Source organism: Spartinivicinus ruber, assembly GCF_011009015.1.
GTDB classification, from domain to species: domain Bacteria; phylum Pseudomonadota; class Gammaproteobacteria; order Pseudomonadales; family Zooshikellaceae; genus Spartinivicinus; species Spartinivicinus ruber.
The window spans coordinates 5333560-5345517 of the sequence record NZ_CP048878.1 but is presented as its reverse complement, the minus strand read 5'-3'; the positions used below and the strand labels follow the sequence as shown (position 1 = coordinate 5345517).

Sequence of the window (11958 nt, the reverse complement as noted above, 5' to 3'; positions counted from 1 at the left end):
ATTATGAGAAAGCAGACATTCGCCATATTTTCTAATTAAGATTACAGTAGTAATTATTTTTTGTTAACGGGCCTAAATGGTTTTTTACTGGGGACATTAAGTCAGCGAGCTTGATTTTCGCTTATTATGAAATACTTCAAAATTTTTTCAGCACAATTTACTTCTTTTGTTTTACTTATTAGCTTGCTGGTTGCTAATCAGGCATTGGCTGTTATTCCTTCGCCACCTAAATTAGCCGCCAAAAGCTACCTGTTAATTGATGCAGATACTGGCAAAGTCCTAGTTGAGGAAAATGCTGACGAAAAGCTGCCGCCTGCCAGTTTAACTAAAATGATGACAGCCTATATTGCGGAGGCTGAAATTGCTTCAGGCAACTTACAGCTCGGTGAAACTGTCACGGTGAGTGAGAAAGCCTGGCAAATGAAAGGCTCACTGATGTTCATTGAGGTGGGTGAAGAAGTTACCATTGAGAACCTCCTAAAAGGTATTATTATTGTATCGGGTAACGATGCCAGTGTTGCAATGGCTGAGCATATAGCAGGGAGTGAGGAGTCATTTGCAGATGTCATGAATGCTACTGCAACCAAGCTGGGGATGACAAATACTCACTTTATGAATGCTACGGGTTGGCCAGCCGAGAACCACTATACAACAGCTAGAGACCTTGCCAAGCTAGCAAAAGCTATTGTTTATGATTACCCGGAACGCTATGGAGTTTATTCTGAAAAATATTTTCAGTATGGCGTTGATAAGCGTACTGGCAAACCATTAAAACGTCAGGCCAATCGAAATGCTTTGTTGTGGAGAGACTCTTCTGTTGATGGTTTAAAAACAGGTTATACCAAAGAGGCTGGCTATTGCCTTGTTACTTCTGCTAAAAAAGAAGGCCAACGACTTATTTCGGTTGTGATGGGTACTAATAGTTCAAAAGCTCGTGCGGCAGAGAGCCAAAAATTGCTTACTTATGGTTTTCGCTTTTTTGAGAATGTTAAGGTTAAATCAGCAGGTGCTTCATTAGAACAAGTATCTGTTTGGAAAGGTGACGCGAACCGGGTTTCAGTTGGTGTTGCAGAAGACTTGCTAGTGACCATTCCAAGAGGTGAGTCAAAAGCACTGAAAGCTGAAATGGAGGTCAACTCTGTCATTGAAGCACCACTTGAGCAGGGGCAGTCATTAGGGGCTGTAAAAGTATCACTGAACGATCAGTTGATTAGAGAAGTACCTTTAGTGGCTCTAGAGTCAGTGGCAGAAGCAGGCTTCTTCAAAAAGTTGTGGGATCAGTTGCGCTTATTCTTTTATAGGCTGTTTACTGAATAATACTTAAATAGCTCGTTCTTTAATAAAGCAGGCCCTCTTTTAGAGGGCCTGTTTCGTATGGTAGCCAGTTTAAACTTTTCAAGCTCGCTTGCTGCTTTAGTTTATCATGAGTGCTTGTACTTTAAGCAGAAAAATTTACAATAGGAAACTTAGTTTATTATTGTAAACAAAAGACCTTGGCAGCAAACGCTAACAAATCGTGAAGCTGATAAGATTTCTTGGCTAGCTTAGACGGGTGTATAATAGGCAAACTAACTAAATAGCTTTAGAGAGTAATGCTGGTTGACTATATGACTGGACAAGATAAAAGTCAGACACCACCTAAAATAGAATTTCCTTGTGATTATCCGATAAAAGTGATGGGCTTTGCGGCTGCTGACTTTGAGCAGTTTGTTATTGAAGTTATGAAAAAGCATGATCCCAGTTTTAATGGTGAAGCGACAATTCGCGATAGCCGTAATGGTAAATATCAAGCTGTGAACGTTACTATTACAGCCACTGGTGAAGTGCAATTAAAGGCTATTTTTGAAGAGCTAAAAGCCAGTGGTCGTGTAGCGATGGTGCTATAAACTTGGGTAATACATGAAAACACCAGTCAATCAGCCACTAATTATTCGTAACCTTAATCAACAGCCTTATCTTGAAATGCTTCAATTGATGAAGCAGTTTACTGAGGAAAGGAAAGCTGATACTGATGACGAAGTTTGGTTGTTAGAGCATGACCCTGTATTTACTCAAGGACAAGCTGGTAAAACTGAACATGTATTAGTGCCAGGGGACATCCCTGTTGTTCAGGCAGATCGTGGTGGGCAGGTAACTTATCATGGACCAGGTCAGTTAATAGGCTATCTGATGCTGGATCTGAAGCGACTAGCTTGTGGTGTTAGAGAGTTGGTTACGCTAATTGAGCAAACCTTAATTACTACACTAGCTCAGTTTGGCCTTAATGCTGCTGCTAAGCCTGATGCTCCAGGGGTTTATGTGAGTGGAGCGAAAATAGCCTCACTAGGCCTGAGGGTCAGGCGAGGCTGCTCTTATCATGGCTTTGCTTTAAACGTGAATATGGATTTAGAGCCATTTACTCGTATTAATCCATGCGGCTATGCGGGAATGGCAATGGTTGACATGGCTGGGTTGTTAAGCAGCCCAGGGCTTAGCCTACAAGAGGTAAAAGCAGTGATTGAGCAAAGCTTGCAACAGCGACTGGGGTATTCAAGAGTAGTGACTTTAGAGAACATTACTGAAACTAAAACAGATTGGGATTAGCAAATGACAGACATGCAACCAATGCCTCCTGCTAAGAAAAAGCCAGTACGTGTTGAGCGTGGGGTGAAGTTACGTGGCGCTGAAAAAGTTGCCCGTATACCAGTAAAAGTTATCCCAACTGAAAAAGAAAACATGCCTCGTAAACCCGATTGGTTGCGGGTAAGAATACCAATTTCACCAGAAGTAGACCGTATCAAAAAGCTACTTCGGAAACACAAACTGCATACAGTATGTGAGGAAGCTTCTTGCCCTAACCTGGGTGAGTGTTTTGGTGGAGGCACAGCAACCTTTATGATTATGGGGGATATTTGCACCCGCCGTTGTCCTTTTTGTGATGTTGCCCATGGACGGCCCAATAAGTTAGATGAGAATGAACCAGCCCACCTTGCCACAGCTATTGCTGATTTAGGATTGAAATATGTGGTTATCACTTCGGTAGACAGGGATGACTTAAGAGATGGTGGTGCTCAGCACTTTGCTGACTGTATCCGTGAGTCTCGAGAAAGAAGCCCGAATCTGGAAATTGAAATATTAGTACCTGACTTCCGTGGCAGAATGGATGTGGCATTAGATATTTTAGGTGAAACACCACCTGACGTGTTTAACCACAACCTTGAGTCAGTACCTAGTCTTTATCGAAAAATTCGCCCAGGCTCTGATTATCAGTGGTCATTGGATTTATTAAAGCGTTATAAAGAGCGTGCTCCTCATGTGCCAACCAAGTCTGGTCTGATGCTGGGCTTGGGTGAAACCAAGGAAGAAGTGATTCAGGTGATGCATGATATGCGTGAGCATAATATTAATATGATCACATTAGGCCAGTATTTACAGCCTAGCCGCCACCACTTACCTGTTGATCGTTTTGTTCACCCTGATGAGTTTGCTGAATTAGCAGCTATTGCTAAATCGTTAGGTTTTAACAAAGTGGCTAGTGGTGCTTTAGTTCGTTCTTCTTACCATGCTGATCAGCAAGCGAAAGAAGATATGATTCTCTAAAGGGCGCACCCTGATAGAACATTTTAAATTATAAGAAGCCCTCGAAAATATTTCATTGAGAGGGCTTTTTATTTTTTGCTTTGTGGTCTTTTTATATTTGAGTGCCAGCCAGACTTAAAGCTAGTCGAGTTAATTCATCCCAGACATTTTCTTTGGTTAATCCTTTAATTGCGTTATCAATAGCTGCAGCATGCTGTAGCATTAGACGAAAGCTTTTTTCACGGTGGCGTCGCGCTGCTTGCTGAACTAATGGTTTGCGTTTTGGCCAGATTTTTAACTGTTTGCAAACCTGGTCAATCGGCTTGCCTTGGTGAGCTAAGTAAGAAAACTCAGACAAGTTGCGTATTTCTCGTGTAAGTGACCATAACACCAAAGTTGGTTCCGTTGCTTCTGCTTTTAGTCCTGAAATAATTCGTAAGCAGTGTTTAATATCGCCTTGTAGAGTGGCATCGACTAAACCAAAGATGTCATAGCGAGCACTATCTGATACAGCGTCAGTAATATATTCAGCTGATACTTTTCCGTCTATAGCCAGTAGTTTCAGCTTTTCTATTTCTTGAGTTGCTGCTAGCAAATTCCCTTCAATTCGATCTGTTAGCAGTTCAATGGCTTCTGGTGTGGCTGACAATCCTGCTTGTTGAAATCGCTGGCGAAGCCAGTTGGGTAAACGGCTGGGTTCGACTGGCCAGATAGGTAAAAAAATACCTAATTGATCGACTTTTTTAAACCATTTACTCCTTTGCATTGCGCTATCTAACTTGGGAGTAATAATTAGCAGGATATTATCGGGCGAAGGGTTTTGGCAGTAGGCTTCAAGTGCTTTATTACCTTTTTCCCCAGGTTTACCATTAGGGATTCTTAATTCTAATAATCTTTTGTCAGTAAATAATGAAAGTGCATTGGCTGACTCTAATAATAAATCCCAGTCAAATCCTGCTTCTGCATGGAATAATTCTCTTTCAGTAAAGCCCTGGTGGCGGGCGGCAGCACGAATTTGATCAATTGCTTCAATTTGCTGTAATGGCTCATCGCTGGCAATCAGGTATATGAGTTTGAGAGGTGTTAAGTGAGAGGGTAATTGATCAATATGAATTTTCATTGCAGGACTGCAGGCCTGATAATTAATCAGGCCAAAAAAGTTAGTTTATGAGGGTTGTTTTTTTTGTTCTTCAGCCAATTTTTTAGCTTCAGCTTCTGCCTCGGCATTTTCGATATCAGCGTTACTAAGTGCTGCTAAACGTTGTTGAATTTGGCGAATAATATCTTTATCCAACTCTTCTGTAATAAGTCTCTCTTCACTGGCTGAGGCTGCAGCATTATTAGGCTCATGTAAAAACACCCGCTCAGAATTGGCTTTAAATGGCCCAATAATAACCAGTCCATTACGGTTTTCCAGTTGATACTGACTAGACAGCCTTACCCTATATTCTGCAGCTTGAGCATTACCTGCAAAGCTTGCCACTTTTCTATCCCGCTCATGTTTGAGGACTTTCAAGGTATAAGGAGCTTGATCAGATATATTAATATTATTCGACTCCAGGCTACGAACGAGCTTACGGCTAAACTGACTGAAATTATCAGGAGTAGACACTTTTAAGGTGGAAAGTAGAGGTGCTACTTCAACTAGGCCTCGTAGTTGAAAGCCACAGCCTGTGACTAAAGTGGCTGCCATCACTGTTATTAATGCTTTCCCTAACAGGTTGTTCAGGGTAATCCGCATAGCTCACTCCTAAATAAACAGGTCGGCTTAACCGACCACAATGTTGACCAGTTTGTTTGGAACGACAATCACTTTGCGTACAGTTTTATCCGCAATAAATTTTTGTACGTTATCACTTGTTAAGGCAGTTTGCTCAACGCTGGACTTGTCAGCATCAGCGGCGACCTCAATTTTGGCTCTGACTTTACCATTGACTTGGACTACGTACTGTAGAGTGGTACGAGTTAATGCACTTTCATCAACAGCTGGCCAATTAGCATCAACAACTGCTCCTTGATGGCCTAGTGTTTGCCATAAGTTATGCGCAATATGAGGTGTAATAGGTGCTAAGGTTAATGCTATTGTCTCAAGGGCTTCTTGGGCAACAGCACGACCTTGAGTAGAGTTGTCCTCAAATTTTGCTACTGCATTAACCAGCTCCATCACCCTAGCAATAGCGGTATTGAAGGTTAGCCGGTTGGCAAAGTCATTGGTGACATCGCGAATGGTTTGATGGGTTTTTCGGCGTAAGGCTTTTTGAGTCTCATTCAGCTCAGCAGGATTTACTTTGTCGGCAGCACCCTGGCTTACATGCTCATAAACCTGCTTCCAGGCACGTTTTAGAAATCGGTGAGCGCCTTCTACACCTGCATCGGACCACTCTAATGATTGCTCGGGGGGGGCAGCAAACATCGTAAAAAGGCGAACAGTATCGGCGCCAAATTTGTTGATAATCACCTGAGGGTCGATGCCATTATTTTTCGACTTCGACATTTTACTCATGCCGTCATAATGCACTGGCTGACCATCGGTCTTATGAGTGGCTTTAATTAGACGCCCTTTGTCATCAAGTTCAGCTTCGACATCCTGTGGTGATATCCAGATTTTACCGCCCTTATCATCTTCACGATAATAGGTTTCTGCCAGTACCATGCCTTGGCACAGTAAGCGTTTGAATGGCTCATCACTGGATACTAAGCCTTCATCACGCAGTAGCTTATGGAAAAAGCGGGCGTACAATAAGTGCATAACCGCGTGCTCAACACCACCAATATACTGATCAACAGGCAACCAATGGTTGGCCTTGTTTTTATCTAGCATGCCATCGCTAAACGTAGAGCTACAATAGCGAGCGTAATACCAGGAAGACTCCATAAAGGTATCGAAAGTGTCGGTTTCTCGCTCAGCAGGCTCACCTGTTACAGGGTCTGTGGTTTTAGCCCATTCTGGATTGCTTTTGATAGGTGATTGCACACCATCTAAGGTGACATCGGTAGGTAATTTAACAGGTAGCTGCTCTAAGGGAACTGGTACAGCCTCACCATTACTACGGTGAATCATTGGAATAGGTGTACCCCAGTAACGCTGACGAGATACCCCCCAGTCTCTTAGGCGGTAGTTAATTTGCTTGCTCCCTTTACCTGCTTCAATCAGGAAGTTGGCAATAGCTTCAAATGCTTGCTCAAAACTTAGGCCATCAAATTGATCTGAATTGATTAAAACACCTTTTTCAGTAAAAGCAGCTTTATTCAGATCGCAATCAATATTGTCAGCTTCGGGTTTAATAACTTGCTTAATGGCTAAACCATATTTAGTGGCAAACTCCCAGTCTCGTTGGTCGTGGCCTGGTACAGCCATGACTGCACCTGAGCCATAATCCATCAATACGAAGTTGGCAACCCAAACAGCAATCGGCTCGCCAGTAATGGGGTGAATAGCGGTTAAGCCCGTATCTACACCTTTTTTCTCCATGGTGGCCATATCGGCTTCGGCCACTGTGTTCTGTTTGCACTCTTGAATAAAGCTGGCTAGCTCAGGATTATTTTTTGCTGCAGCTAATGCAATAGGGTGCTCTGCTGCTAGTCCCACATAAGTAACGCCCATTACGGTGTCTGGGCGGGTGGTATAAATTGAAAACTCAGCTGGCGCATCTGCAATAGGGGTTGCCAACTGGAATTGCATCTCGATGCCTTCAGAGCGGCCAATCCAGTTTTTTTGCATGGTTTTGACTTGCTCAGGCCAGTCGGCTAGCTGCTCTAAATCAGCCAATAATTCATCAGCATAATCAGTAATTTTGATAAACCACTGGGGAATTTCTTTTCTCTCAATTAATGCTCCAGAGCGCCAACCACGACCATCAACGACTTGCTCATTGGCCAAAACTGTTTGATCAACAGGGTCCCAGTTTACAGTGGCCATTTTTTTATATACCAGCCCTTTTTCAAAAAGGCGGGTAAAAAACCATTGTTCCCACTTGTAGTAGTCTGGTTGGCAAGTAGCTAATTCACGAGACCAGTCATAGCCAAATCCTAAGCTTTTTAGCTGGTTACGCATATAAGCAATATTTTCTTCGGTCCATTTTGCTGGTGCTACTTTGTGCTGAATAGCAGCATTTTCAGCTGGTAGACCGAATGCATCCCAGCCCATAGGTTGCAGTACATTTTTGCCCTGCATCCGCTGAAATCGGCTAATCACATCGCCAATGGTGTAGTTACGAACATGCCCCATGTGGAGTCGTCCGCTGGGGTAGGGAAACATGGAGAGGCAGTAAAATTTTTCTTTGCTGGAATCTTCGGTGACTTCGAATGAACGATTGTCATTCCAGTACGCCTGTGCGTCGGCTTCAACACGCTGGGGTTGATACTGTTCTTCCATTGCGATGATCGGGATTTCTCTAAAAGGTTGCTAACAAATAGTGATAAAGTCTAAACAGCGTAGGATACATTAGACAGAAGATAACGGGTAGTGTTGATTCATAGTCTAACCTTATATTAAGTAAATTGTGAAAGAGAGGGTGATAGCAACCAACTGCTCGTTTGGGTGTTGTCCCTGATGATAACTACCAAAACGACTTTTACCGCTTTGTTTATGTAACCCCGCAGTCAAAAATAGGGTAGTGTTGAATTAGTGCTCATGATGAGCTGGGATGGATAATGAAACTACATTTGGTTTGGGATAACGGAGTTTTATACCCGAATAATGAACCACAACAGTTGCAGCCAGTGGTGCCCGCAAGTAGTGAACGAACTTCTGAAGCCAAACAAACAACTTACGATCATCTGATTGACTCTTTAGAAAAAACCTTGCAAGGTTACCATGCGCGGCAGTGGCAAGCGGTTGATAAACCTGATCAAAAGCCTTCTGAGCTAGTGGAGATACCTGACCTGTCTCATAATGAGTTGGAAATTGTTAGTGCTTATTTTCGCAAGGATGCCAGCTTGATTTGTCGTTTTTTAAAGTAAAAACAATATTTATTTTTTGTAGTGCTGCCTTTTACAGTTACACTGCATATGCAGTAAGTAAGAGGTAAACCCTCATATTTCTTATGATATCAGTAGCGCTGGATATTTCAGATAAGTATATTTTCTCAATAAGACGACTTTTTGGATCTAATATTAAATGTTACACACCATGATTAAATTATTGGTGCTTCCTCCTGGCATCAATTTAGTCTTGCTGTTATTTGTAGGAGTACTATGGTTTAAGCGGCGTACGATGTCTTTGCTCTTATTAGCTTTTACATTCTTGCTTACCTACTGCTTGGCAACCCCGTTTGTAGCTAGCAAACTTCTACAACATCTTGAAGCTGAATTTGAACCGTTGAATATAAGTGAAAGGGATCAAATTAAAGCTGAGGCTATTGTGGTGCTTGGTGCTGGCCGGCATTCCCAAGCAGCTGAGTTTTCTGGAAAAGATGCACCATCAGCGTTTGGGCTTGAAAGGATGTTGTATGCCGCTCACTTGGTTAAACAGCTCCAATTACCATTGGCTGTGGCGGGTGGGGCAGTTTTTGACCCTAAAATGGAAAGTGAGGCTAGCATTATGAGCCGCTATTTTCTTGAGTACTTTCATATTATTACTCGTTGGCAAGAAGGAAGTAGCCGCAATACTTGGGAAAATGCTATTAATTCTGGGAAAACGTTTGGTAAGGATGTATCTACCATTTTACTGGTGACCCATTCCTGGCATATGAAACGGGCTAAAGCCTGTTTTGAAAAAGCAGGCTTTACGGTAATTCCTGCACCTACCCGTTTTTCCAGTGATAGCTTGCCTGTTGCTTTAAACTTGATCCCTAGTGCTAATGCACTAAGCAAATCAACTTATGCATTACATGAATATATAGGGTTCCTGTGGTATAGACTGGTTTATTTTTAGTGATAGCTTCTAAGGGTAATCTGTCGAAAAATCAATAATCCAGCCATAATAACTAACGTCAAAAAGACAATTGGCCAGCTTTGCCACTGCATAAATGGAGTCTTGCCTGCCATTGCTTTTACTTCGCCAGTTAATACTCCCTGATCGAATTGTGGTAACTGTTTAACGGTTTTGCCTGTGCTATCTATGATGGCGGTAATGCCATCATTAGTTGCACGAATTAAATAACGCTGAGTTTCTAATGCTCGCATTCTGGCCATTTGGAAATGCTGGTGAGGGCCGATTGAATCGCCAAACCAAGTGTCATTACTGATTGTGACTAATACATCTGTTGCAGCATTTTTAGCGACAAAGTCAGGATAAACAATTTCATAGCAGATAAAGGGGGCAACAGTTGTATTATTTGGACCTTGTAGTGGTGATTGGCTGGCTTTACCTTTAGCAAAGTTAGACATAGGTAAGTCAAAAAAAGAAATTAAGCCGCGTAGCCAGGATTCTAGTGGTACATATTCACCAAAGGGAACCAGCTTTTGCTTATAATATCGCGTTTCTTGATCGCTAATGGCTAAAATACCGTTAAAAAAACGGTGGTTAGTCGTGGTTTTTTCGATAAATGGAATACCTGTAATTAGGGTGGTTCCGGTAGCTTTAGTTTGGCGGGTAAGGCTTTCTAATAAGCGCTGTGCTCGTGGGTATAAAACAGGTATCGCATTTTCAGACCAGACTAGTAAATCCTTTTCCCAGTGCTGTTCACTTAACGTTAAATAGCGTTCAATGGTGGTTTTCACATAGTTAGGGTTCCACTTAAGTGTTTGGGGAATATTAGCTTGTACTGCAGCTACTTGTAAGGGAGGTTGTGGCTTAGGGGATGTCCAAGCTGTATCCTGAGTAAACCAGCCGCTAGCCCATAAGCCAATGGCTAAAGACAGTGGAATTAAGTTTAATGACCAAGTGACTTGTCTATTTGCCTTTAGCTTTTCACTGGCAGTAAACCATAGCTGCCAAACTAGCCAGGCACTAGATAGTGAAACTAAGCTGAGGGATAGCACGCCAAATAAGGGAGCTAAGCCGCTTGCGAGAGTGTCAGTTAAACTGTAACCCGCTAACAGCCAAGGGAAGCCAGTTAACAGCCAGGTCTTTGTCCACTCCACTAATAGCCAGCTTGCAGTAAATGCTAGTCCAGTAACGATGGTGTTTGCAACGAAGTTTCGGCTCAGAAAACGGTATAAAAGGGCTTGAGGTATAGCAAATAAGGCAGCAATAAAGGCAACAAATAGTAGGGTGAGAAATCCAGCTAAAACAGGGTGGGCATTACCAAATTGATTAATGCTGACATACACCCAAGATACGCCTGTACCGTACATTCCTATACCAAATAGCCAGCCTCGCAGTGCAGTAGTTTTTGCTGTGGGCTGGCGCAATAGCGGTATCAGTAATGCTAGTGCTAATAGTGTAATAGGCCACCAGTTAAAAGGGCTAAAGCCAAGTGGATAAATGGCGCCAGCAATGAGTGTTAGAATATGGCCTGGCCATGGAGCAGATTTATTCATTGGTTATCTGGGGCTTTGCTGAATGAGGCAGGTATTGTTATCAGGGCCGGTAGCAGGCGTCAACAGTATTTGGACCAGCTTAAAACCTCTAAGCTGGTCCTACAAAATTACTCACAAAAAATTACGCTAAGCAGGGGTTACCCTTAATAACCGAATACGTCGACTATCGGCGTGTAATACCTGGAATTGAAAGCCTTCAATATTGACAGTTTCACTTCGTTTAGGCATATGCCCAAAGCTATGCATGACAATACCACCAATGGTGTCGAACTCCTTGTCACTGAATGATGAGTGGAAATGCTCGTTAAAGTCATCAATGGGGGTTAATGCCTTGACAATAAAGTGACCATCTTGCATAGGTTTGATGTTGGTGTCTTCCTCAACGTCGTGCTCATCTTCAATGTCGCCCACAATTTGCTCAAGTACATCTTCAATAGTGACCAGACCTGCGGTACCGCCATACTCATCTACAACGATTGCCATATGGTTGCGAGTTGAGCGGAATTCATTGAGTAGCACGTTTAAACGCTTACTCTCCGGTACGAATGCTGCCGGGCGGAGTAGGCTCTTGATGTCAAAGTTTTTGTCTGGCGCTAAAGCTAAAGGCAGTAAATCTTTAGCCAGCAGAATACCCAGAACATCATCTTTGCTCTCAGTAATAACAGGATAGCGTGAATGGGCGCTGCTAATGACTTTAGGAAGAAACTGTTGGGGAGATTGATCAGCACTGACACAAACCATTTGTGCCCGTGGAATCATAATTTCTCTCACTTGCATTTCGGAGACCTGCAAGGCCCCTTCGATAATGCTAAGTGACTCTCCATCCAGTACTTCATTGGTTTCGGCTTCTCGTAGCTGTTCTAATAATTCTGTACGGTTACGAGGGTCGCCAGAGAAAGCTTGGGTAATTTTATCTAACCAGGTTTTTTGGTGATGACCTGAACTCGATCGATCGTCGCTCATGACTCCATTTAC

General features: G+C 42.7%; 11 protein-coding genes. 6 read left to right on the top strand and 5 right to left on the bottom strand.

Features of this window, described 5'->3' with window-relative positions:
- The first annotated feature begins 126 nt into the window (after positions 1–126).
- The 4 genes from G4Y78_RS24250 (at position 127) to lipA (ending at position 3579) form a co-directional block, all read left to right on the top strand.
- A complete protein-coding gene (locus tag G4Y78_RS24250; RefSeq protein ID WP_163835456.1) occupies positions 127–1317 on the top strand; it encodes a D-alanyl-D-alanine carboxypeptidase family protein in 1191 nt (396 codons plus the stop codon).
- Between the two features lie 290 nt (positions 1318–1607).
- A complete protein-coding gene (locus G4Y78_RS24245; protein ID WP_163835455.1) occupies positions 1608–1886 on the top strand; it encodes an HP0495 family protein in 279 nt (92 codons plus the stop codon).
- Between the two features lie 13 nt (positions 1887–1899).
- Entirely contained in the window at positions 1900–2583 is a 684-nt protein-coding gene (lipB, locus tag G4Y78_RS24240) for a lipoyl(octanoyl) transferase LipB (RefSeq protein WP_163835454.1), read from the top strand.
- Positions 2584–2586: 3 nt separating this feature from the next.
- Positions 2587–3579: a lipoyl synthase gene (lipA, locus tag G4Y78_RS24235; protein ID WP_222937574.1), complete on the top strand. Its 993-nt coding sequence runs from the start codon at positions 2587–2589 to the stop codon at positions 3577–3579.
- Between the two features lie 91 nt (positions 3580–3670).
- Here the strand turns inward: lipA and holA are convergent, their stop codons facing one another.
- From holA to leuS, 3 genes are read right to left on the bottom strand one after another with little or no spacing between them, the layout of a single operon-like run.
- The gene (gene holA, locus G4Y78_RS24230) at positions 3671–4678 is read right to left on the bottom strand and encodes a DNA polymerase III subunit delta (protein WP_163835453.1); all 1008 of its coding nucleotides are present in this window, start codon (positions 4676–4678) and stop codon (positions 3671–3673) included.
- A gap of 45 nt (positions 4679–4723) precedes the next feature.
- Positions 4724–5299 (bottom strand): LPS-assembly lipoprotein LptE, encoded by a 576-nt coding sequence (locus G4Y78_RS24225; protein WP_163835452.1) that lies wholly within the window; start codon positions 5297–5299, stop codon positions 4724–4726.
- Between the two features lie 27 nt (positions 5300–5326).
- Complete coding sequence (gene leuS, locus G4Y78_RS24220; protein ID WP_163835451.1) at positions 5327–7933, bottom strand: leucine--tRNA ligase; 2607 nt, start codon at positions 7931–7933, stop codon at positions 5327–5329.
- A 278-nt stretch (positions 7934–8211) separates the two neighbouring features.
- On the opposite strand from leuS, the gene G4Y78_RS24215 reads away from it, so the two are divergent.
- Together G4Y78_RS24215 and G4Y78_RS24210 are read left to right on the top strand one after the other, a co-directional pair.
- Positions 8212–8520 carry a hypothetical protein gene (locus G4Y78_RS24215; protein ID WP_163835450.1) on the top strand — a complete coding sequence of 103 codons (309 nt, stop codon included), beginning with the start codon at positions 8212–8214 and terminating at the stop codon, positions 8518–8520.
- Between the two features lie 169 nt (positions 8521–8689).
- Positions 8690–9433: a YdcF family protein gene (locus G4Y78_RS24210; RefSeq protein ID WP_163835449.1), complete on the top strand. Its 744-nt coding sequence runs from the start codon at positions 8690–8692 to the stop codon at positions 9431–9433.
- Here G4Y78_RS24210 and lnt read toward each other — a convergent pair.
- Together lnt and G4Y78_RS24200 are read right to left on the bottom strand one after the other, a co-directional pair.
- Positions 9430–10983 (bottom strand): apolipoprotein N-acyltransferase, encoded by a 1554-nt coding sequence (lnt, locus tag G4Y78_RS24205; RefSeq protein ID WP_163835448.1) that lies wholly within the window; start codon positions 10981–10983, stop codon positions 9430–9432. The genes G4Y78_RS24210 and lnt overlap by 4 nt on opposite strands.
- Positions 10984–11109: 126 nt before the next feature.
- Positions 11110–11946, bottom strand: coding sequence for an HlyC/CorC family transporter (locus tag G4Y78_RS24200; protein ID WP_163835447.1), 837 nt, complete (start codon positions 11944–11946; stop codon positions 11110–11112).
- Between the last annotated feature and the right edge of the window lie 12 nt (positions 11947–11958).

Coding starts and splice junctions, on each gene's coding strand:
- G4Y78_RS24250 (WP_163835456.1), top strand. CDS start 127: ATGAAATACTTCAAAATTTTTTCAGCACAATTTACTTCTTTTGTTTTA.
- lnt (WP_163835448.1), bottom strand. CDS start 10,983: ATGAATAAATCTGCTCCATGGCCAGGCCATATTCTAACACTCATTGCT.
- G4Y78_RS24225 (WP_163835452.1), bottom strand. CDS start 5,299: ATGCGGATTACCCTGAACAACCTGTTAGGGAAAGCATTAATAACAGTG.
- lipB (WP_163835454.1), top strand. CDS start 1,900: ATGAAAACACCAGTCAATCAGCCACTAATTATTCGTAACCTTAATCAA.
- G4Y78_RS24200 (WP_163835447.1), bottom strand. CDS start 11,946: ATGAGCGACGATCGATCGAGTTCAGGTCATCACCAAAAAACCTGGTTA.
- G4Y78_RS24210 (WP_163835449.1), top strand. CDS start 8,690: ATGATTAAATTATTGGTGCTTCCTCCTGGCATCAATTTAGTCTTGCTG.
- G4Y78_RS24215 (WP_163835450.1), top strand. CDS start 8,212: ATGAAACTACATTTGGTTTGGGATAACGGAGTTTTATACCCGAATAAT.
- holA (WP_163835453.1), bottom strand. CDS start 4,678: ATGAAAATTCATATTGATCAATTACCCTCTCACTTAACACCTCTCAAA.
- leuS (WP_163835451.1), bottom strand. CDS start 7,933: ATGGAAGAACAGTATCAACCCCAGCGTGTTGAAGCCGACGCACAGGCG.
- G4Y78_RS24245 (WP_163835455.1), top strand. CDS start 1,608: ATGACTGGACAAGATAAAAGTCAGACACCACCTAAAATAGAATTTCCT.
- lipA (WP_222937574.1), top strand. CDS start 2,587: ATGACAGACATGCAACCAATGCCTCCTGCTAAGAAAAAGCCAGTACGT.